Source organism: Neobacillus sp. YIM B06451 (assembly GCF_032667185.1).
Lineage (GTDB): Bacteria > Bacillota > Bacilli > Bacillales > Cytobacillaceae > Bacillus_D.
This window is the reverse complement of sequence record NZ_JAVFKJ010000003.1, coordinates 199018-219807: the sequence shown is the minus strand read 5'-3', so window position 1 is coordinate 219807 and position 20790 is coordinate 199018. Positions and strand designations below refer to the sequence as shown.

Genomic DNA, 20790 nt, shown 5'->3' with positions numbered 1-20790 from the left:
ATAGGGTGCGGCAATGGCCGCACCCTATTCATTATTCTCTTGAAGTATCAAGCCAATCATTGAAGTAACCCCGTGGCACTTTAAAATAATCCATTGTGAACCTCAGGAATTCCTGCGTATCGACTTCCTTATATTTGAAGTGGTTATAATAGTCGGATAAGTATTGCATGGCGGTTTTCTTCACGTCACCGTCATCCCTAACATAATAATTATCCTCGACTAGCTTGAACAACTTTATGGCAGGCTGTCCGTAAACAAAGCCGGTGTGCTTGATTTGGTCCACCGGGGTATTTGAGTATTGGCGTATGATATTTGCCTGCTGTATGCTTCTCATTCTGTTATTCGACAGCTCTTGGGCAATTCCCAGCGGTTCATCCTCCTGTATGTAGAAGTACATATTGGCCGCAAACTCTGTAAACCCTTCATCAATCCATGGTTCATTAAATGGGTCATTCGCGACAACCCCATAAAAATACTGGTGGGCAATTTCGTGGACGATGGCGATTTTGAAAAATTTATCAAAATCATGGTAAGGATTCACTGTAACGATTCCCGGATATTCCATGTTCTGGCCAAGATCGAGGACAATATCTAGCTGTTTATGCGGATACTCGCCGATATTTTCCTGATAAAAAGAGAGCGTGTTTTTAGCAAGCTGTAGCGCCTCTTTCGGATCCCGGTTATGGTCCTCTTTTGTAAATAGCCTGATTGAAACTCCATTTGACTCAGTGTTGTAAACCTTCATGTCACTTGTGATGGCAATAAAGAAGTCCCTCACTTCTTTTGCCTCGACTTCCCCTTTCCGGGTTTGGGCCAGAGGATCATCATCAGAAGAAGAAATAAACGAATAACCTTTTGGAAGTTCATATTTAACAGTATAATCGGAAAACCCGGTATGGAATGTTTCAAGCCCGTTTGTAAATTCACCTTTATTCCATTGCCCGTCTTGGAAAGTGGCAAGCATTGGATACCATTGGGCGAGATAAAATTGATCCCCGACCCTTGACAGCCTGCTTCCTTCCTCAGGCAATTCAAGGGTATAGGAAAAAGCCGCTTCAGCTTTTCGTCCTTTGCGCAATTTCTTAGGCAGCTGAACTTTCAAGGTATCATTTTCAAGTGTATAAGAAGCTTTGTTGCCATCAATTAAAACGGAAGTAAAATTGACAGTGGAGTGCCCTTTAATGGTTTCAAATGGGTGTCCTTCGGCAAACGAATTCGGGATAAAGTAGAAAACTAGTTCGTCCCAATCCTTCTCCGACATGTTTTTAACGTTTACTTTTGCTTGAATGTCAAACTCTCCAAATTCGTTCATTTTTACATTGAGGTCATATTTGGCCTGGCTATAATTTTTCACGCCTACGTCGTTATTCCGTGTCGCATATACAAATGTACCTGAGAAAACAAAAATGGCAGCGAGGATTGCATAAAAAAGCCTTTCTCCTTTTAGCGGCCATAATTTCAGACCCTTCCCATATTCCTTCCGCTTAGGCTGAAGGACCGGTTCAAACCCCGTCTTTATCCATGGCATCCGCTGATAATTGGACTGGAATCGATTTTTCAATCCATTTGCCAGCAGGCTGAAGGAAAGAGTTGTTGCCAAAAGGACTGCCAATGGAACAAGGAGGACGTGAAAGGTACCGTACACATTCACCCTCGCCTGGCCGACTAATCCCGCCAGTTCATTCGTAATCGAAAAATACATCACAGGATCCCTGGTCATAATCGTGCCGCCTACGAAAATATTGACGAGGGCGAGCTGTCCCATAATCGTTATGACATATACGATTTCCAGGATGAACATGATTGTGAGCGACTCCTTCATTTGCGGGAAAATATGCCGCCATATAATCCTGTTCCTTCCTGCCCCAAGGCTGCTCGCAGCCTCGACAAAAATGGACTTGTTGATTTCCTCAGTTTTTTTCCTTACAGAAGAAATGATGCTCGGGGTACTGATCACCGCGGCAACAATAATGAAATAAACGATTAATTTGATTGGCTTAAGTACAGGGTTAAAGCTAATTGGGATAAGGAAGAAATACAGGATAATGAATAAAGGCACATAGCTCCATGCATTTTCAAATGCCTCCAACCAGCCGGGGACACGTTTCATTGTACCGACGTAAAGTCCAATTAGAGTTCCCATCGCCATTTTTAAAACGGTAACCGCGAGTGATATCAGCACAGTATACCGAATGCCATGAAGAATAAGGGTCAAAAGGTCATATCCCCACCTGTTCGTTCCTAGTGGGTATTCTTTCATAGTGAATGGTTCAATTGGCGGGGCAATAATGGTTCCGCCTACATACTTGGCTTCCAATTGTTCTGAAAGGCTGTAAGGTGCGAGAATTCCGCCATATGCGGCTAGAAACAGAAGGATGGCGACGAATGTAACGCCTATATAATATGAATAATTTATCCGGAAAAGCTTATTCATAGATAAAACCCCGTTTGAATAGATAGATGGCCATCCTGATTGAGGCATATGTAATCAGGGACATAAGCAGCATTGAAAAAAGTCCGATGGCAACCGGCTGTATCTCCCCGTTTTGAAAAATGAATTTCGTAATGCCCGGGACATTCATTAAGTACTCGATAATAAAAAGATTTCCGACTGCCAATGAAATCGCTTTGGTTAATTCAGCTTTAATAAAAGGTTCAATATTTTTGAAAACATGCTGGAAGTTAATATAATTTACTCTCAAGCCTTTCGCAACCGCCGTTCTGACAAAGTCCTCCCCGCTCGTCTGGTAATATTTCACAGCCACTATCTTGAATAAATAGAGCGACGGCGCAATCGACGTCAGAAGCATTGGGAACCAAATATTTAGAGCGCTCGCGTTTGGGGTTAGGGATACAATCCTGATTCCCGTTGCTTTATAAAATTTAATGGCCAAAATGAGTGAAACAATGATCAGAATAAAATCAGGAACAGCTGCAAAAAGATTGAGTATGGCGTTTACTAGCCTTGTCAACCTGAAACGGCTTATGAAGATCCCGAAAATGAGGCTGAATACAACTCCAATGCCAACACCCGCAAGGATTATTTTGAGGCTCGTCATAAAATTGTCTCCGATGTCTTCCGATATGGGCCGTTCCCTTCCCGCTAATTCATATGTACCGAGGCCACCGCTAAAAATATGGCTGAAAAACGAGCCAAACAACTCGGGAGCTTGTTCAAAATTCCATTTTAGTGACTGCGTACTGTAGTCTATTTGCAGGAATGAAGGAAAAGCCGCGAGAAACAGGATAAGGATGATTATGATAATCCCTTGCTGGAAAAACCGTATCATATTGAACCCCCCCTCCAAAATGGACGTATGTGTTTTCAGAATGTTACAAATATCCTACAATTTTAACAATTGGCATATTTCAACGTAACATAACTGAAATTAAATGAAAAGATAAAAAAAAGAAAACAGCGGTTTGCTGTTTTCCGTCCTTACGCTTTAAAAACCCCGCCAAGGCCTTTTAGAAGTGAGGTTGCTTGGCTTACTGCATTGATTGCCTGGCCGGCCGTATTAACCATTTTTGTAATATCCAATGAGCCATCCTGTGATTTGAATGAATTCAAGACCGACATCGCACCTGGCTGCTTGGGCTGCAAATGGTTTTTTGGATACGGATTCATCGGAAAATAAGGGTTAAAGCCTGTTTGGGGAGCCTGTACGTCACCTCCACCCGCTTCAAGGGGATTTTGAAAAAGGAAATGGCTGCCCTGTTCCCCGTAGTAACCATGAGGTTGGCCATATAAACCTCCAGACGGGGAGGAGTTTCCTGTGTAAAAACCGCCCTGGTAGAACGGTTGCCCCATACCGATGTCCATATGCTTCGGAGGATAAAATCCGTATGGCTGATGTTGGGGCATCATTGGCTGTGGCATTCCTTGTAGCATGTAATTGCGTGAATGGTCCCGATTGAAACGCATCTCTTCCTCCTTCTCCTTGCACGACTTTATTTACTATACAATATGTCACGAACGAAACGTGGTGCATCAGTTTAGGGATGTCGGAATGTGGAGTTAGTTGTCGGAAGTTTCAATTTTTGAAAAAAAGCGATTCTAGCCCGAGCCGTGGTAAGATGGAAAAAAGTTGAAAGGGGCGCTATGAATGGATACTTTAAAGTTGAAGGCCATTTTTATGCAAAGCCATGGCAATAATGAGGCATGTGCCAATGACTTAAGGGACTATGCCAGGAGGCTCTATGTAGAAAACGCAATTTCTGCAATGGAATTCAGGCGGCTAATTCGCGATCTTGAAGCGGAGGGAGCAACCGTACCCGGTTGCGCCACTGATAAACTTTTAACGTAAGCGATCACCCGCCCCGCCGGCGGGTTCGCTGGGTTGGCTGCGCCGCAATTTTTCCATTAAATCATGAAGTGTAAAATCGACTGTCCTGCTTGAATTGACAAACGTATACCGGCTGGTCTTTACAAAAAAAGCCTGAATCGAAAGCTTTTCAATATGCTCGGCAGCCATCTCAATTTGCCTCTGGGTAATGCCAACTCCTGAAAGGAACTCAGCCTGTCTGGAAGCCTCCTCCCTCCATCTGTCACTCGCCCTCTTCACCTCATCGGCAAAAGGTTTTACTTCCTGAAAAAAGTCGCCATCGGCATTCCGTTCCCTTGTTTTGGTAAAAGTCTCGTTGGCTTTCCTGTTATAATCAATTAACTTTGCGGTTAGGGATTCCAGTGTTTCAGGCATATTTTCCTCCAATAAGAAAAACAGCCATTTCTGGATGGCTGTGAATTTTAGTATTAGTTTATCTCCCCGAATAGCTTAAATCAAGCGTTTGGTGTTTTAGCACCGGGGTTCTTTGCTTATCGGCCAATTGTTCCAAACGAAGCATTGCCGCATCGAGTTCCTCCAAGTCCCTTGTTTTCTTTTCGATTAGTTCTTCCTTTACCCCCGAATATGCACTTTCCATCGCAGCCTCGAGTTTTTCCAAGCCGCTACTGATTTCCGAAAGCTTTTGAAGCAGCAAATCCCTTTGCGCCATCATTCCCTCCACCCCGAACACCCCTTTTCAATTTGATACATAGGATATTCTTCGTTGAAATCAAGTTTCCTGTCTACCTGGCAAAACTAGAAGGAAACCGGCAAAGGTAGTGGAATTTCCTCTTTTTTCTCCCTCTTTTCCCGAAAAAATCGACAGAAACCCGGCAAGGAATTTTGGCATGGGGCATGATAGTAGTGGAGGTGTTTCAGCCATGAAAAAAAAGGGTAATGAAAAGAAAAACCAAAAGGGACAGGAACCAAGAAAAGTTGGATATGGGGACAAAAAGCTGATTGGTGAGAACAGGCCTGCGGAATAGCGTGCTTGGCCCCTTCCCCAAGGGGAACAAGCCTGCCAATTTCCTTTATGCAAAAAAAGCAAGGATTGGATTCCCTTGCTTTTTTTGCTTAAAAAATTACAATTTCCAATCGAGGTTAAGAGCTTTTTTAAGAGCAACCAATAAATAAAGCTGATCCCTTTTTGTGATATACCAATCTGTTAGATGGATCGTTCCTTTTTCTTTCGCTGGGAGGAATAATACGGGCGTTGGGAAAAGCCTTCCTATGCTCCAATCGGAATACTCATGTCGGTTATGCTCAATCACAGGATAAGTCGCCCGAAGGAATGGCGTTTGCCTTTGAACTTTTTGTTTAAAGTACTGCTCAAAGTCATGCCTCGACCCAGTGTGCGCGGTTTTCTCGGCAAACTCGAGGAAATGCTGAAATAGCCTGGGATGAAATAAAATTTTGGCCAGCCTTTTTCCAAGTTCAATCCTGTTGGCAACCTTCCTGAAACCCGACACGCTTGCGCCATAAAGTTCACCACCGCATGTTGGAAAAAGGACACAACTAAAATGCATCCAATCCTGCAGGAAAAACCCGGGGGATAGAAATACCTTGTTTTTGTATAAAGGATGCTCAATGATTGGCTTTTGTATAACATTTTGCTCGTTGATAATCAATGCAGTCGTTAGTCTCTCGCTATCCTGTTTCTCCCAAAAGACAGGCCACTCCTTTTGCATAAAAGAAGATACCCGAAATTGCTTCAAAAGGTGAAACAAGGGCCGATTCATTTTCGTCGAATAGTGGTAGAGAAGGAGTTGAGGGAAAACATCATGGAAAATAAGCCAGTTTGCCCTTTCATATGTGAGAAATAACTGTTTTCTCGCAGCCGGCTTCAGCAGATGAGGGAAAATCGATCCTTCTAGGTCGCACATATTCCACCCTCCATTTCTTGAAACCATGCTTGCTAAAAAGGACCAGCCAATATCCGGGTGCATTTTGAAAAACCGAAAATAGGCATTTGTCCTGGTGATATTATCGATATTCCACTTTGCGGTTTTGAGTTTGATTTCTTCAATCAGGACTGAATCTTGCATCATTATTTTTTCATCCTTCTTTGTGGTACCCTAATGTCGATGCGGCGAATCTCTATTCTATTGATTTGCCGTCCTGCTCATATTTATTCAGCAAAAATCAGCCGCATTTGGTATGATAGGTATTAGTTTGTGAGGTGCTTATCATGGTGAATTATCCAAACGGCAGAAAATTTATCGCCGAAAAGGCTGTTTCGGTTTCCGCTGTTAAAAGGAAAACAAACGAATCCTACGGAAACAGGGGGATGACCCTAGAAGACGACCTGAACGATTCCAATCTTTATTACTTGAGCAGAGGGATTGCTGTAATCCATAAAAAGCCGACTCCAATCCAGATTGTCCAAGTGGATTATCCAAAAAGGAGCGCCGCTGTTATAAAGGAAGCCTATTTCAAACAGGCGTCAACCACCGATTACAATGGCGTTTATAAAGGAAAATACATTGATTTCGAAGCAAAGGAAACGCGGAATCCATCATCCTTTCCATTGAAAAACTTTCACGAACATCAGATCCGCCATATGGAAGCAGTACTTGGCCAGGGTGGTATATCATTTGTCATCCTCCGGTTTGCCAGTACAGATGAAGTATTTTTGCTCGAAGCCGCCCGTCTCCTGGATTATTGGGTAAGGATGGAACAGGGTGGAAGGAAGTCGATTAGAAAAGAAGAGATTGCTGGGGCCGGCAGGCAAATCCAAGTGGGATTCCAGCCCCGTATTGATTATCTTAAAATATTGGATGATCTCTACAATCTATCATCTTAGATTTGTTTAGGTACGAAAGGAAGGAATTTTATGGCAAATAACTATAAATCCAGGGAGGAACGCAGGCAGCAATTAAATAAGGCAAGCAAAAAAACGCCTTCCAAACATCCAGGCCTATTTAAGAAAATTTTTCTGATTCTTATCGCAATCGGGATTGCTGGCATGCTTTCCGGTGTAGCTACCTTCGCCTATCTTGTGCAAGGGGCGCCAAAGCTGGAGAAAAAACTATTAAAGGATCCTATTCCGTCTAAAATCCTAGATATCAATAATAAACCAATTCGGGAAGTTGGTTCCATTAAACGGGATTACGTAGATTACAAGGATATCCCGAAACTGGTCGAAGATGCTTTCCTCGCTACAGAGGATGTCCGCTTCTATCAACACCATGGCATTGACCTGATTCGGCTTGGCGGAGCGGTAATTGCCAACGTGACTGACGGATTTGGCTCTCAAGGAGCGTCGACGATCACACAGCAGGTTGTCAAAAACTATTTATTGACCAACGATAAAACACTTAAGAGGAAGGTTCAGGAAGCCTGGCTATCCTATCAACTTGAACAAAAGTATACAAAACAAGAAATTTTCGAAATGTATGTAAACAAGATTTACATGTCCCGTGGTGTTCACGGAGTAAAAACTGCTGCAAAGGAATACTTCGGTAAGGACCTGAAAGATCTTGAACTTCACGAGGCTGCCCTTTTGGCGGGAATGCCGCAAAGCCCAAACAACTATAACCCTTTCGAACACCCGGAACGCGCGGAAAAAAGAAGGAATACGGTTCTGTCCCTAATGAACCAGCACGGTTTTATTTCAAAGGAACAAATGAAGAAGGCTCAAAGCATTCCTTTGGAATCAAGCCTAATTCCAGAAGAAAAAAGACAAAAGGACAACAAGCCCTATGATTCCTTTGTTGACGCTGTCATTGAAGAGGTAAACAAGGCGGGCGATTTTGATATTTTTTCCGATGGGTTGACTATCTATACAACTATGGACCGCGATGCCCAGGACTATGTTGATAAAATGATGTATTCTAACGACATTGTCCAATTTCCCGATGAAAAGTTCCAAGCTGGGATTGTCATGCTTGATACAAAAACAGGAGAGGTCCGGGCAATCGGAGGCGGAAGGAATAAGGATGTACAGCGCGGATTCAACTATGCGACTGATATAAAACGGCAGCCCGGGTCAACAATTAAACCCATTCTCGATTACGGTCCGGCTATTGAATTTAAGCAATGGGGAACGTACCATATGCTCGAAGACAAGAAAATCAAGTTTTCCGACGGCAAGGAATTCGGAAACTGGAACGACAAGTATGACGGATGGATGACCATCAGGCAGGCGCTGGCAAAATCTAAAAATACAATTGCTGTACAGACGCTGCAGCAGGTTGGCACCGAAAAGGCAAAAGAATTTGCTGTTGATCTTGGCATACCGTTAAAAGAAATATATGAATCGTATGCGATCGGCGGATTAAAATACGGCGTTTCCCCAATGCAATTGGCTGGAGCATACAGCGCTTTCGGGAATAACGGATTTTACACCAAACCTTATACCGTTAAAAAAATTCAATTTAGGGATGGAACGGAAATCGATACGGCCCCCGAAACGAAGGTCGTTATGAAGGATTATACCGCCTTCATGGTTACGGACATGCTGAAAAGTGTCTTGGAGCCGGGCGGGACCGGTACAATGGCGAAAATCCCCGGCCTTCCGGCAGCTGGGAAAACGGGTACGACCAACTATACAGACGATGAATTAAGGAAATTGAACATAAGTGAAAAATCTGTTCCCGATGCTTGGTTCGCGGGTTATACGACCGACTATACGATTGCAGTATGGACCGGTTACGAGAGCAGGAACACTCCAATTAAGCCTGGGAAAGATCAAAAAATCGCCCTGCAGCTCTATAAAAATTTAATGAAACAAGTATCTAAAGGAAAGAAAACGGCTGATTTCACAATGCCGAAAAGTGTGGAAAAAGTCCGGATTGAAAAAGGGTCCGTCCCTGCCAAACTTGCGAGCAAGTATACACCGGACAGCCATGTACTCTATGAATATGCAGTAAAAGGAAAGAAGCCTAAACAGGTATCAGAAAAATTCGACAAGCTCGAATCTCCAAAAGGCTTAAGCGCACAATACAACAGCGAAACCAATTCCATATCAGCAAATTGGAGCTACAGTGAAAGCGGCGCAAGCTTCGCAATCAACGTTTCTGAAAATGGGAACCCTGTTTTGACTGACCAATCAAGCGGCACTTCGTTTGAATTAACAAATGTTAAGCCAGGGGCCATCTATACAATTTCCGTATCGGCTTTAAAGGATGGAAAAACAAGTGACCCTGCTTCCATATCGATTAAAGTCCCTGGAACCCAAAATTCCGGTGATGAAAAAGAAGATAAGGATGATAAAGAAAATAAAAAGAAAAATGAGAAAGGGAAAGGAAAAGGAACTGGCGGCGGGGAAGACAACGGTGGCGATGACGGAGATGACGGCGGTAATGATGGCGGTGATGGCGGCGGTGACGACGGCGGTGATGATGGAGGCAATACCGGCGGTGGTGACGACGGTGGTACCGGCGGAGATACCGGTGGAGGAACTGGCGGCGGCACCGGTGGAGGAACCGGTGGAGATACTGGCGGAGGCACCGGCGGAGGCACTGGAGGAGGCACTGGTGGAGGCACTGGTGGTGGTACCGGTGGAGGAACTGGCGGCGGTACTGGCGGCGGTACTGGCGGCGGTACTGGCGGCGGTACTGGCGGCGGTACTGGCGGCGGTACCGGCGGAGGCTGATTCTCATTCGTAACATAAGTTAAAGGAAAGCGCCTGGCTAATGAGCCAGGCGCTTCTTTATCGATTTTTTGTCACTTTGGCGAGTTTTACCTGGAATTGCTTATATTGCTCATCCATAAGCTCACCCAACTGGATAAACGAATGGAACAAATCTGGGCGATCAATTAAAAATTGGATCCTGTCCCTACAATTCGCTGGTTTTACCGATAAGCCACAACTCCCTGGCATGGATGCAAGCGATACAGGCTGTCCATTGCTCCAAAACAGAACGTGCAAGAACAGCCCCACTCCCTTCCTCATTGCCGATGTGATTAATGCCTTATCCCTAATTTTAAATGCAAGAGAGATTTCCTCACGCAAACTTTCCCACGCTGCAAAAAGCATTGGAACGGATTGGGCCGGCTCGTTCCATGGCCCCTTACCTCCCCCTCCCGAATAATAGGAAATTTCGTGTGAAAACAAGGTGACATCAGCTGTAATGGGAGTTGGATTCGTTATTATCCCTTTAAAAAACGGATGGTCCAAATCGGAAGGAATGTATCCGCTCATTTATACTATCCCTTTCATGCGCTTTTTTCCTTCCCTGCATAACGTAAGCAAAGGGCACTCAGGGCATTGGGGATTTTGGGCTTTGCAATGATAACGACCGAAAAAAATCATCCGGTGGTGGGTGACCGACCATTCATCCTTCGGCACCTTTTTCATAAGCGTCTTCTCAACTTCAAGAACCGAGTCTTTCCATCTACAAATCCCAAGCCGTTTGCTTACCCGTTCCACATGGGTATCAACCGCGATTGCCGGAACGCCGTAAGCCACGGAAACGACGACATTGGCCGTTTTCCGGCCCACCCCTGGCAGCTTGGTCAATTCATCCCTATCGCGCGGAACCTCCCCTCTATAGCTTTCCAATAGCATTGAGCATAACTTCTGGATATTTTTCGCCTTGTTCCTGAATAAACCGATTGAACGGATGTCATTTTGCAATTCTTCAAGAGAGACGTTCAAATAGTCCTGTGGCGTTTTGTATTTTTCAAAAAGCGATTCGGTCACTTTATTCACGAGGACATCGGTACATTGCGCGGACAAGGCCACCGCAATGACAAGTTCAAATGGGTTTGAATGGTTCAGTTCACAATGGGCTTCTGGGAACATCCTGCCCATTTCATCAAGGCAAAAACGAATTTGGTCTTTTTTTAGCAAAATGGTTCACCTGCTTTTCTAGGTCTTCGTGGATAAATACATGCATGCAAAGCAAAAACGAGAGAAGATGCTCTCTCGCCTGGAAAATCGGCATTACTGATCAAGCCAATTGTAAAATGGCACGGCTGCCGCGGGCTGGCTTTGGCGGTCTGGAAAGCCCTGCCTTGCCTGCTGGCGCTGCCTGAATTTTTGGCTTTGCGATCTTGCCTGCTCGATGGTTTTAATTCCGTTCTTTTTCCATTCAAACAAGATGCGGTCAATATAACGGAAATTAAGTTTTCCCGACATGACAGCTTCCCGTAAAGCCGCCTTAATAATTTGCGGAGCGTGCTTGTCATCATCCACCCACATAGCGAGCGTTTCGCATTCGAAAGGTGAAAGCGGCCGGCCGAATTCCTTCTCAAAAACGGTGTATAAGTCTGACTCTTCGGATTTTCTGCCTTGTTCCTTTTCATTTTTCTGGTTCAGCAGGAATTGGTCCACAAGCTTTTCCCAAAGGGGGTCCAATGAGTATGTTTCAGAACGGATGCCTTCCGGTGAACATTCATCGATGATTTCTATGTAGCCTCTCTGAATCAATCTCCTAAGCAAATCGGTACACTCGTTGATGGAAATTGTCATCCGCGAGGAAAGCTCTTCGGGAGTGGGAAAATTATTCCCTTTTTGTGTAAAGGCAAGTATGTTCAAAACAATGGCCAGGTCATATTCAGTCAGTTTTAAATTCCTGTATTCGGAAAAAAGCAAAGAAGGTATTGTCACATTCCCCTCATGCATCCACGCAAGGATACCCGTTTTCATATTTCGACACCTCCCTATCAGTATAACATGAACAAGCCTGCCAAGTAAGGTGTTCCACTAGACTCTTTTTTTGGAAACCGGGTAGCCGCGCACAATCGAGGACACCTGTACTTACCCTTTAAACAGCCATGAAAAATGGTATGCCCTTTACTGGCAATAAGAAACCCGCCAAAAAGAATAGGTTGGCGGGTTTTACAATTTTTTATGGATATAACCTGTTCAGCAGTCGTGGGAATGGAATGGTCTCCCTGACGTGTTCGACGCCACTGACCCAAGCGACTGTTCTTTCAAGTCCGATGCCAAAACCGGAATGTGGGACTGATCCGTATTTCCTAAGCTCCAGATACCAATTATATGCCTCCAATGGAAGGTTGTGCTCTTCCAGCCTCTTTTTAAGGAGGTCATAATCATGGATACGCTCGGAGCCGCCAATGATTTCGCCATACCCTTCAGGAGCGATCATGTCGGCGCATAAAACCACATCATCACGTTCTGGATGAGGCTGCATGTAGAATGGCTTCAGTCCAGTAGGGTAATGAATGATGAAAACCGGTTTGTCATAGCTTTCAGCAATTGCCGTTTCATGAGGAGCCCCAAAGTCATCCCCCCACTGGATATCGTCAAAGCCTTTTTCATGGAGCAGTTTGATTGCATCATCATACGTAATCCGTGGAAACGGCGCTTTGATTTGTTCAAGCTTTGATAGATCCCTGCCAAGGGTTTTAAGCTCGAGCTGGCAATTTTTCAGGACGGATTGAACGATATAAGCTACATACTCTTCCTGGACGACCAGGCTTTCTTCATGGTCCGTAAATGCCATTTCCGGCTCCATCATCCAAAATTCAATTAAATGCCTTCTCGTTTTTGATTTTTCCGCGCGGAATGTCGGCCCGAACGAAAATACCTTGCCAAGCGCCATGGCTGCCGCTTCCAAGTGAAGCTGGCCGCTTTGGGAAAGAAACGCTTCTTCTTCAAAATACTTTGTATGGAAAAGCTCCGTTGTCCCTTCCGGCGCGCTGCCAGTCAAAATTGGCGGATCCACCTTAACAAACCCGTGATTATTAAAAAACTCATACGTTGAGCGGATGAGTTCATTCCGGATTTTCATGACCGCGTGTTGACGCTTTGAACGCAGCCAAAGATGGCGGTTGTCCATCAGGAATTCGGTACCGTGCTCCTTTGGGGTAATTGGGTAGTCAGAGGCAAGCTGAATGACTTCAATCCCCTTAACGTTCAATTCATAGCCAAACGGGGAACGTTCATCCTTTTGGACTACCCCAGTCACATAAAGGGAGGATTCTTGTGTAATCGTTTTGGCGGCCTGGAATACATCTTCAGGAACCTCATTTTTGACAACAACCCCCTGCATGAACCCTGTGCCATCCCTTAACTGAAGGAAGGCAATTTTCCCGCTGGACCGTTTGTTGGCAAGCCAGGCACCAATTTTCACTTCTTCCCCAACATATTTGTGGACCTCTGCAATCGTCGATTTAATCACTGTTTTTCCCTCCAAAACTAGCAAGACAATTTCTATGTATCATCCTATTATACAATTGTAAAAATCCTCTAGCAAGGGAACTGGAAAACAGTTCCCCCGCTTTGGTCTATTTTCGTATCTTTTCAGAGACAAATTCATGGATCCTGCGGATGGCTTCTTCAAGATTTTCAAGAGAAGTTGCATACGAAAGCCTAATGTTATCCGGAGAGCCGAATCCGGACCCTGGAACAACGGCCACTTTTGCTTCCACTAGGAGTGCTTCCGAGAATTCATCCGCATCCTTATAGCCGCATGCCTCCACAGCTTCTTTCACATTTGGGAAAAGATAAAACGCGCCCTGAGGCTTCAAGCAGCTAAAGCCAGGAATGGAAACCAGATTAGGGAATACCTTTTCAAGCCGGCTTTCGAATGCTTTTCGCATTTCCTCCACCGGGTCCTGCGTGCCCCTATAGGCTTCAATCGTTGCGTACTGGGCAGTTGTTGTAGGGTTGGATGTGCTATGGCTTGCCAGATTGGTCATTGCTTCAATAATCTGCTTATTGCCAGCGGCATAGCCAATCCTCCATCCTGTCATCGAATGCGATTTTGATACACCGTTAACAATAATGGTTTGTTCCTTTAATTGAGGTGAAATCTGGGCAATCGATATATGCTTAACCCCTCCGTAGACTAGCTTTTCGTATATTTCATCAGAAACGATAAGCACATTGTGTTTGAGGCAAATTTCACCGAGCGCATTAAGCTCGTCCTTTGAATAAACCATCCCGGTCGGATTTCCAGGCGAATTGATAATGACCGCTTTTGTTCGATTGGTAATGGCGTTTTCAAGTTGGCGGGCGGTAATTTTAAACTGGCTGTCTTCCTTGCATTCAACGTTAACCGGCACCCCTCCGGCCAATTTCACCTGCTCAGGGTAGCTTACCCAGTATGGGGACGGGATAATGACCTCGTCACCTTCGTCCAGTAAAACCTGAAAAAGTGTGTATAGGATATGCTTGGCGCCATTCCCGACAATGATTTCATTCATCGCATAATTGATTCCCTGGTCTTTGGAGAATTTTTCGGAAATTACCTTCTTTAATTCCGGCAATCCTGCGGAAGGGGTATATTTAGTGTACCCTTCATCCATTGATTTCTTGGCCGCCTCGAGTATATGTTCTGGCGTATTGTAGTCGGGTTCACCTGCTCCAAGCCCAATGATTCCATGCCCCTGGCTTTGCAGTTCCTTTGCCTTTGCAGTGATAGCCAGTGTCGGGGAGGGGGACAAAGCGAGTACCCTGTGGGCCAATGTTGTTTTCATTTTTTTACCTCCAGATTGATTAAAGATCTCTAATTAATTTGTACATATCCCCCGTATCGAAATATACATAATAGTAATTTAGCAACCCATTCTCAGAGGTATAGTAAACCTCCCAAAATGGAACGCCATTTTCCATTCCAGGCCTGACAGATATAATTTTTTTTGGCTTTTTTTCTTTTTGGACCTTGTTCTTTGCCTGACTCTTAGTAACACCGTCTTCAATTTTCCGGACCACGGTCTCCCCGCCTTTTTCCGGTATCCAGGCGATGACTTCCTGGCCCTTCTTATTTGTGCCCATGACAACGTAAACTGTTTCGTAGTCATTATACAAATTATACAAATAGAAACGGTCTGTTTTTATTATTCCAGCCTCTTCCCTGGCAATCTGGACCGCCTTTTGTTCCGCGGCCCTGACCGGACTCATTGCATTTGAATAAATCCACCCGGCAATTCCCGTGGCCAATGCTAAAAATAGAATAGCGTATAGGACAATTTTTTTCACTTCTTCGCCCCTTTACGTCCGGTAAATCGTAAAAATAGCTTTTGAATGATCGTTGCTGTCAAGTGCCAGGCCAAACATGAGATCCCTGTCCTTCAAGCATCTGTTCAACGCATCCACGACCTTGTACAGGTCAGGGCTATTCTGGATCTTTACAGTTGAAAGAACTTCAATTTTACTTTCCATAAAAACAGCCTCCATCAAATCTCCCGGTCGATGGGCCGGGGCCAGATAAGTATTTACTAATTATATCAGGTAATAGTTTGCTTCGTAAAAAAACAATTCACTTTTCAATCTAAATTTTTGATTCCGCCTTCTTACAGCCAATTTTCAATCTCCTCAACCACTTGATCAATGTCTGCCTTCCTGGTTGAGACGGAAGGGATAGAATCGAGGAACGCTCTCCCATAGGAGGATTCTCCGAGCCGTTTGTCAAAAACAACGATTGCCCCCCTGTCGGTCCCTGTCCTAATCAGCCTACCAAAACCCTGTTTAAACCTTAAGACAGCCTCGGGAAGCGAATATTCCGAAAAGGGCCTGCCTCCTCTTCTTTCAATCAACTCGCATTTCGCTTTCGTATATGGCTCGTCTGGCGGGCTGAACGGCAAACGGACGACAATGAGACAGGAAAGCCCTTCCCCCGGAATATCGATTCCTTCCCAAAAACTGTTTGTCCCGAACAGGACCGCCTTTTCATACTTCTGAAAGCTTCGGGTTAGCCTTGACCTGCTTCCGCCTGTAATTCCCTGCGCAATCAGGGCATATTCCGAGAGAAGTCCGCTTTCCTTAACTAGTTCATAAGTCTTCTTCAGCATGTCATGGGAAGTGAACAGTACAAGAAGCCTTCCTTTTGCGGCATCACAAATCGAAACAATTCTTCCGGCAATTTCGGCGATATATTCTTCCTGGGGAACGGAATTAATTTCAGGCAGGTCGGTCGTTATGAATAATTTCACATTCTCCTTGTAATCAAAAGGAGAAGGGATGGAAAGCAAGTTCACGTATCGAGGGTCAACTCCCAGCCCATCAAGGGAAAAACGGAAAGATTTGTTCACAGTCAAGGTGGCCGAAGTCAAAACGACCGATTTTTTCTTCTTAAAGAAGTTTTCCGAAATTTCATTTGCGACCGAAACGGGCATCGCAATCAGCTCTGTTGTATTTTGTGGGGCCCTGAGGTCGGTTTCAATCCATTTTACAAAGCCTTCCCCGCTTGAAAAAAAAGCTCCAATGCCGTTTCTAAGCAAATCTATTTCCGAAAGAAAAGCTGCAAGGCTGCTCGCTAAGCCATATGAATCTTTGGAATTTATTCCTTTCACCAGACCCATCATTGCATTGGCGGCAGAATGCAAATCCTTTAGGAAAAATGAAAACCGGCCTGCAGCATGTTTAAGCGCTTCCCATTCGTTTTTGTTCCGCGTTTCACTTATCCCTGCCTTCAATCGTTTTAATGAATTTCTATTCCGGCCTTTTTCCGTATAGGCTATGGCCAGCCGGAAGAATTCGTCCATTTCAACGAATGCCCCAGAAACGAGCTCGTTCAGCTTTGCCTGCGAAATCACCTTATCCCTGAGAGGCAGATCTCTGATCACTTTTTCGGCCTTATAGAAAAGCTGCCGCTGTTCAATAAGACCGAACTGCCCGATTGCAAGCCTTGTACCCAAATAATCGATCCTTACTCCAAAGTGTTTGCCAGCAGCTTTTTCAAAATGGTGGCCTTCATCTATGACGGCATAACGGTATTCGGGTAAAACCGCGCCATCGGTTTCCAGGTCGGATAAAATGAGAGCATGGTTTGTAATCAAAAGGTCCGCGTCAGCGGCATTTCTTTTAGCCCGTTTATAAAAATCATATTCGTCCCATGGACTGCTTCCAGAAAAGCTATCTTTTTCATTTTTGATTGTATTCCAATAGAGGCGTCCACCGCTGGATAGGTTCAATTCATCCTTGTCGCCGTTTACGGTTCTCGTTAACCAGACAAGGATTTGCATTTTAGCAAGGGCGGTATCATAATTATCATTTTCCTCTTCAAGGCTTTTCGCAAACTTGCTTAATGATATGTAATTGTTCCTTCCTTTAAGGAGAGCCGTTTTAATCGGAAAAGGAACGATTTGTTCTAACAGGGGGATTTCCTTTACCAAAAGCTGTTCCTGAAGCTGGATGGTATGCGTACTAACGACTACCCTAGAGAGGTTCCTTTTTGCGAAATACGCGGCCGGCAAAAGATAGCCGAGCGACTTCCCAATCCCCGTCCCTGCTTCGATTAACGCATGGGTCCCGTTCTCAAAAGAGTGGAAAACCTCGTCCATCATCTCAAATTGGCCAGCCCTGCTTTCAAGCCGGGGTTTTTGGATTAATGCAAGTTTTTCCTCAAGGCTATATGGATAGTTAAAATGATTTTGATTTTCCTTACCAGTTTTCCCTGATGCATGCTGCTTCTTTAGGACAATGCCGTTTACGGACACAAGCTCTTCAGGAAGATTCGTATCTGTTGATTTGCTAAGGGCAATTTTGTTCAGGAGCAGGTGCAAGTCACTTTTTAACCCCTCAGCAAGGGAAGCGAGCTTGGTAAGGACCTTTTCAGGAAGTTTCTCGATCCTGTCCGTATATAAAAGGAGTAACTCCGCAGTTACATAAGCATCACTATCCGCCTGATGGGGCCGGTCGTGCGAAAGCCCTTCCTTTTCCGCAAGGTCAGCCAATTTATAGCTGTCTGCTTCCGGATCCATGAACCTTGCCAGTTCGACTGTATCAAGGACTGGCCCCGAAAAAGCTTCTTCTCCCGCCATTATTAGCTCTTCCTGTAAAAAGCCAAGATCGAAAAGGACGTTATGGGCAACAAAATAGGCATCTTTAAGAAGGGAGGATACCTTGCCGGCGATTTCCGGGAACAACGGGGCATCCTTTACATCCGAGTCCCTTAGCCCGGTCAGTTCTTCTATAAAGGCGGGGATGGGCTGCAATGGATTCACGAAGGAAGAAAACTCTTCGACAATTTTGCCGTTTTCAATAACCACTGCGGCAAATTGGATGATCCTGTCCCCTTTTTTTGGCGAATTCCCTGTCGTTTCAAGGTCGACTACAACATATTTCTTGGCCATTCATTAACACCCCAACTATTCATTCAAACAAAACGGTAACATAAAAACAGAAAAATAAAAAGCAGGGGTATCGGAAAAGGTGTGTTGCAAATCCCGTTGAGCGACAAAGATTGGTTAAAAACGCTGTCCCTTTATATTTCTACATTCGAAAAAAATGAAAGAAGGAATGAAAGTACGCCGGAGCCCAAAAAGAAAACTCCCCAAGGAAGGGAGTTTTCTCCTACATAATCGTATTGGCCGGTTCGGTATGGATTAGCTCGACAATTTGGTTATTCTCATCCATAATCGCTACTTTCGGCTCATGCGAAGCGACTTTTTCTTCTGGTACCAAGACATATGAAATGATGATGACAACATCACCCTCCTGCACTAGCCTTGCAGCAGCCCCGTTCAGACAGACGACACCACTGCCGCGTTCTCCTGGGATTATATATGTTTCAAGCCTTGCACCGTTGTTATTGTTAACGATTTGAACCTTTTCATTCGCTACCATCCCGACAGCATCAAGCAAGTCTTCGTCGATTGTAATGCTGCCGACATAATTCAGGTTAGCTTCGGTCACCCTTGCCCGGTGAATTTTACCGTTCATCATGGTGCGGAACATGCTCTTTCTCTCCTCCTATCCCGGCAATAGCGCAAAACAGCATTTCCGGGATTAAGCATTAAAAATCATATTGTCAATTAGCCTTGCACCCGAAAAGCGGACAGCTAGAGCGATAATGATTCGGCCCTTAAGTGTGTCCACCGGTTTGAGTTCCGGGTAGCTGTAGATTTCGATATAATCAATCTTCCCGCTCGTCTGTGTATCAATAATCGTTTTCATCAATTCAATAATGGTTTCCGGATTCTTTTGCCCATTCCCGATCGCCTCCCGGGCTGCCTGAAGGCTTTTGTAGAGTGCTGTGGCCTCCTGCCGTTCTTCCGGGGTCAAAAAGATATTCCTAGAGCTTTTTGCCAACCCGTCATCTTCTCTTACCGTTTCCACTGGCACAAGCTTTATCGGAAAATTGAAATCCTTTATAAGCCCATCCACGACAGCCACTTGTTGTGCATCCTTTTGGCCAAAATAAGCTCTCTCGGGAAGTACGATGTTGAAAAGTTTAGTCACGACAGTGGCAACTCCATCAAAATGACCCGGCCTTGACTTTCCGCATAGCACATCGGTCCGATCCTTTACCGTGGCCGATACTGAAGGAGCAGCGGCATACATCTCCTGTACGGAAGGAGCGAATAAATAATCCGCTCCAGCCTCCCTTGCGAGCGATGTATCATGTCTTAAGTCCCTTGGATAGGAATCATAATCCTCCGAGGGGCCGAATTGCAGCGGATTAACGAAAATGCTGACAACAACGATATCGTTTTCCGCTCTCGCCTTTTTAATAAGGGAAAGGTGGCCGTCATGAAGGTAGCCCATTGTCGGGACGAATCCAACCGTCCGGCCATTCCTTTTATGTTCTTTTATTTCTTCCCGTAGTTCAGCGATCTGTTCAATGACGTTCATTCCTTCACACCATAAAGGGCTTGCAGCTCTTCTTCCTTCATCGTAAATGTGTGGATTTTTTCAGGGAACAGGCTTGTTTTCACCTCGGAAATATATTGGCCGATCATTTCTGTAATATTCGCGCCCGCCTGTCCGTATTGCTTGACGAACTTAGGCACCTTTCCAGAACCATAGCCAACAAGATCATGATATACAAGAACCTGGCCATCTACGCCCGGACCGGCCCCAATCCCGATAACTGGTATGGATAGCTTCTGGGATACCTCGGCGGCAAGCTGTTTTGGAACGCATTCAAGCACCAGTGCAAATGCCCCCGCCTCTTCGCAAAGGCGAGCATCTTCAATCAATTTGAGCGCAGCTTCCGCGTCCTTTCCCTGAACCTTGTAGCCTCCAAGCACACCGACGGATTGGGGGGTCAGGCCAAGGTGGGCAACAACCGGAACGCCAGCGGCAGTCAGGGCTTTGATTTTCCCAAGGACTTCATCAGCGCCCTCAAGCTTCACTGCATGCGCTCCTGTCTCCTGAATGATCCTTGCCGCATTAAGCAGTGTATCCCCGGTTGATACGTGGAAGCTCATGAAGGGCATGTCCACGACAATAAATGTATCAGGAGCGCCCCTTCTGACAGCTTTTGCGTGGTGAATCATATCGTTGATTGTGACAGGTACCGTTGTTTCATAGCCGAGGACGACCATCCCCAACGAATCTCCGACCAGAATCATATCAATCCCAGCCTGTTCCGCCGTCTTTGCCGATGGAAAGTCGTATGCCGTTAGCATGGCGATTTTATCCCCGGCCTCTTTCATTTTTAAAAAATCAGTCGTTTTTTTCATTCATTATCCTCCTTCTTTGAGGAAGAGGGTTAACGGATATGCCGGCAGCATGAAAAAAGATCCAGCTGAAGGCAGAGGATCCGTTCGGAAAAATGTGCAATCCCTCTGTCCCGGTCCTTTACGGATCTAGGCAGAAACCGTT

Annotated in this window: 20 protein-coding genes; 3 read left to right on the top strand and 17 right to left on the bottom strand. The window is 45.1% G+C overall.

Annotated features, from left to right (window positions below; genetic code table 11):
• Positions 1–31 precede the first annotated feature (31 nt).
• From RB160_RS08595 to RB160_RS08585, 3 genes are all read right to left on the bottom strand, one after another.
• Positions 32–2434 carry an ABC transporter permease subunit gene (locus RB160_RS08595; protein ID WP_316569826.1) on the bottom strand — a complete coding sequence of 801 codons (2403 nt, stop codon included), beginning with the start codon at positions 2432–2434 and terminating at the stop codon, positions 32–34.
• Positions 2427–3290, bottom strand: a complete 864-nt coding sequence (locus RB160_RS08590; RefSeq protein WP_316569825.1) for an ABC transporter permease subunit — start codon at positions 3288–3290, stop codon at positions 2427–2429. The genes RB160_RS08595 and RB160_RS08590 overlap by 8 nt, the downstream gene beginning before the upstream one ends.
• 149 nt (positions 3291–3439) lie before the next feature.
• Positions 3440–3925 (bottom strand): YppG family protein, encoded by a 486-nt coding sequence (locus RB160_RS08585; RefSeq protein ID WP_316569824.1) that lies wholly within the window; start codon positions 3923–3925, stop codon positions 3440–3442.
• A 181-nt stretch (positions 3926–4106) separates the two neighbouring features.
• On the opposite strand from RB160_RS08585, the gene yppF reads away from it, so the two are divergent.
• On the top strand, positions 4107–4307 hold the full coding sequence (yppF, locus tag RB160_RS08580) for a YppF family protein (protein WP_316569823.1): 201 nt from the start codon (positions 4107–4109) through the stop codon (positions 4305–4307).
• Here the strand turns inward: yppF and RB160_RS08575 are convergent.
• From RB160_RS08575 to RB160_RS08565, 3 genes are all read right to left on the bottom strand, one after another.
• Positions 4299–4700 (bottom strand): DUF1798 family protein, encoded by a 402-nt coding sequence (locus RB160_RS08575; protein ID WP_316569822.1) that lies wholly within the window; start codon positions 4698–4700, stop codon positions 4299–4301. The genes yppF and RB160_RS08575 overlap by 9 nt on opposite strands.
• A gap of 58 nt (positions 4701–4758) precedes the next feature.
• Complete coding sequence (locus RB160_RS08570; protein WP_316569821.1) at positions 4759–4998, bottom strand: hypothetical protein; 240 nt, start codon at positions 4996–4998, stop codon at positions 4759–4761.
• A 409-nt stretch (positions 4999–5407) separates the two neighbouring features.
• Complete coding sequence (locus RB160_RS08565) at positions 5408–6373, bottom strand: DUF2515 domain-containing protein (RefSeq protein ID WP_316569820.1); 966 nt, start codon at positions 6371–6373, stop codon at positions 5408–5410.
• A gap of 140 nt (positions 6374–6513) precedes the next feature.
• Between RB160_RS08565 and recU the strand changes: the two genes are divergently transcribed.
• Together recU and RB160_RS08555 are read left to right on the top strand one after the other, a co-directional pair.
• Positions 6514–7128 carry a Holliday junction resolvase RecU gene (gene recU / locus RB160_RS08560; RefSeq protein ID WP_316569819.1) on the top strand — a complete coding sequence of 205 codons (615 nt, stop codon included), beginning with the start codon at positions 6514–6516 and terminating at the stop codon, positions 7126–7128.
• A 30-nt stretch (positions 7129–7158) separates the two neighbouring features.
• Positions 7159–9921: a PBP1A family penicillin-binding protein gene (locus RB160_RS08555; RefSeq protein ID WP_316569818.1), complete on the top strand. Its 2763-nt coding sequence runs from the start codon at positions 7159–7161 to the stop codon at positions 9919–9921.
• A gap of 57 nt (positions 9922–9978) precedes the next feature.
• Here RB160_RS08555 and RB160_RS08550 read toward each other — a convergent pair whose 3' ends face one another.
• The 11 genes from RB160_RS08550 to panB form a co-directional block, all read right to left on the bottom strand.
• A complete protein-coding gene (locus RB160_RS08550; RefSeq protein ID WP_316569817.1) occupies positions 9979–10470 on the bottom strand; it encodes a YpoC family protein in 492 nt (163 codons plus the stop codon).
• On the bottom strand, positions 10471–11121 hold the full coding sequence (gene nth, locus RB160_RS08545) for an endonuclease III (RefSeq protein WP_316569816.1): 651 nt from the start codon (positions 11119–11121) through the stop codon (positions 10471–10473).
• Between the two features lie 93 nt (positions 11122–11214).
• Complete coding sequence (locus tag RB160_RS08540) at positions 11215–11919, bottom strand: DnaD domain-containing protein (protein WP_316569815.1); 705 nt, start codon at positions 11917–11919, stop codon at positions 11215–11217.
• Between the two features lie 202 nt (positions 11920–12121).
• Entirely contained in the window at positions 12122–13414 is a 1293-nt protein-coding gene (gene asnS / locus RB160_RS08535) for an asparagine--tRNA ligase (RefSeq protein WP_316570047.1), read from the bottom strand.
• Between the two features lie 109 nt (positions 13415–13523).
• Positions 13524–14717: a pyridoxal phosphate-dependent aminotransferase gene (locus RB160_RS08530; RefSeq protein WP_316569814.1), complete on the bottom strand. Its 1194-nt coding sequence runs from the start codon at positions 14715–14717 to the stop codon at positions 13524–13526.
• 19 nt (positions 14718–14736) lie between these two features.
• Positions 14737–15219 (bottom strand): cell wall elongation regulator TseB-like domain-containing protein, encoded by a 483-nt coding sequence (locus RB160_RS08525; protein WP_316569813.1) that lies wholly within the window; start codon positions 15217–15219, stop codon positions 14737–14739.
• Between the two features lie 12 nt (positions 15220–15231).
• Positions 15232–15402, bottom strand: a complete 171-nt coding sequence (locus tag RB160_RS08520) for a YpmA family protein (RefSeq protein ID WP_115452367.1) — start codon at positions 15400–15402, stop codon at positions 15232–15234.
• Between the two features lie 131 nt (positions 15403–15533).
• A complete protein-coding gene (gene dinG, locus RB160_RS08515) occupies positions 15534–18314 on the bottom strand; it encodes an ATP-dependent DNA helicase DinG (RefSeq protein ID WP_316569812.1) in 2781 nt (926 codons plus the stop codon).
• A 220-nt stretch (positions 18315–18534) separates the two neighbouring features.
• The gene (gene panD / locus RB160_RS08510) at positions 18535–18918 is read right to left on the bottom strand and encodes an aspartate 1-decarboxylase (protein ID WP_316569811.1); all 384 of its coding nucleotides are present in this window, start codon (positions 18916–18918) and stop codon (positions 18535–18537) included.
• A 51-nt stretch (positions 18919–18969) separates the two neighbouring features.
• Positions 18970–19815, bottom strand: a complete 846-nt coding sequence (gene panC, locus RB160_RS08505) for a pantoate--beta-alanine ligase (protein ID WP_316569810.1) — start codon at positions 19813–19815, stop codon at positions 18970–18972.
• Positions 19812–20648 (bottom strand): 3-methyl-2-oxobutanoate hydroxymethyltransferase, encoded by an 837-nt coding sequence (panB, locus tag RB160_RS08500; RefSeq protein WP_316569809.1) that lies wholly within the window; start codon positions 20646–20648, stop codon positions 19812–19814. The genes panC and panB overlap by 4 nt, the downstream gene beginning before the upstream one ends.
• Positions 20649–20790 lie beyond the last annotated feature (142 nt).

Coding starts and splice junctions, on each gene's coding strand:
- RB160_RS08595 (WP_316569826.1), bottom strand. CDS start 2,434: ATGAATAAGCTTTTCCGGATAAATTATTCATATTATATAGGCGTTACA.
- RB160_RS08590 (WP_316569825.1), bottom strand. CDS start 3,290: ATGATACGGTTTTTCCAGCAAGGGATTATCATAATCATCCTTATCCTG.
- RB160_RS08585 (WP_316569824.1), bottom strand. CDS start 3,925: ATGCGTTTCAATCGGGACCATTCACGCAATTACATGCTACAAGGAATG.
- yppF (WP_316569823.1), top strand. CDS start 4,107: ATGGATACTTTAAAGTTGAAGGCCATTTTTATGCAAAGCCATGGCAAT.
- RB160_RS08575 (WP_316569822.1), bottom strand. CDS start 4,700: ATGCCTGAAACACTGGAATCCCTAACCGCAAAGTTAATTGATTATAAC.
- RB160_RS08570 (WP_316569821.1), bottom strand. CDS start 4,998: ATGATGGCGCAAAGGGATTTGCTGCTTCAAAAGCTTTCGGAAATCAGT.
- RB160_RS08565 (WP_316569820.1), bottom strand. CDS start 6,373: ATGATGCAAGATTCAGTCCTGATTGAAGAAATCAAACTCAAAACCGCA.
- recU (WP_316569819.1), top strand. CDS start 6,514: ATGGTGAATTATCCAAACGGCAGAAAATTTATCGCCGAAAAGGCTGTT.
- RB160_RS08555 (WP_316569818.1), top strand. CDS start 7,159: ATGGCAAATAACTATAAATCCAGGGAGGAACGCAGGCAGCAATTAAAT.
- RB160_RS08550 (WP_316569817.1), bottom strand. CDS start 10,470: ATGAGCGGATACATTCCTTCCGATTTGGACCATCCGTTTTTTAAAGGG.
- RB160_RS08540 (WP_316569815.1), bottom strand. CDS start 11,919: ATGAAAACGGGTATCCTTGCGTGGATGCATGAGGGGAATGTGACAATA.
- RB160_RS08530 (WP_316569814.1), bottom strand. CDS start 14,717: ATGAAAACAACATTGGCCCACAGGGTACTCGCTTTGTCCCCCTCCCCG.
- RB160_RS08520 (WP_115452367.1), bottom strand. CDS start 15,402: ATGGAAAGTAAAATTGAAGTTCTTTCAACTGTAAAGATCCAGAATAGC.
- dinG (WP_316569812.1), bottom strand. CDS start 18,314: ATGGCCAAGAAATATGTTGTAGTCGACCTTGAAACGACAGGGAATTCG.
- panD (WP_316569811.1), bottom strand. CDS start 18,918: ATGTTCCGCACCATGATGAACGGTAAAATTCACCGGGCAAGGGTGACC.
- panC (WP_316569810.1), bottom strand. CDS start 19,815: ATGAACGTCATTGAACAGATCGCTGAACTACGGGAAGAAATAAAAGAA.
- panB (WP_316569809.1), bottom strand. CDS start 20,648: ATGAAAAAAACGACTGATTTTTTAAAAATGAAAGAGGCCGGGGATAAA.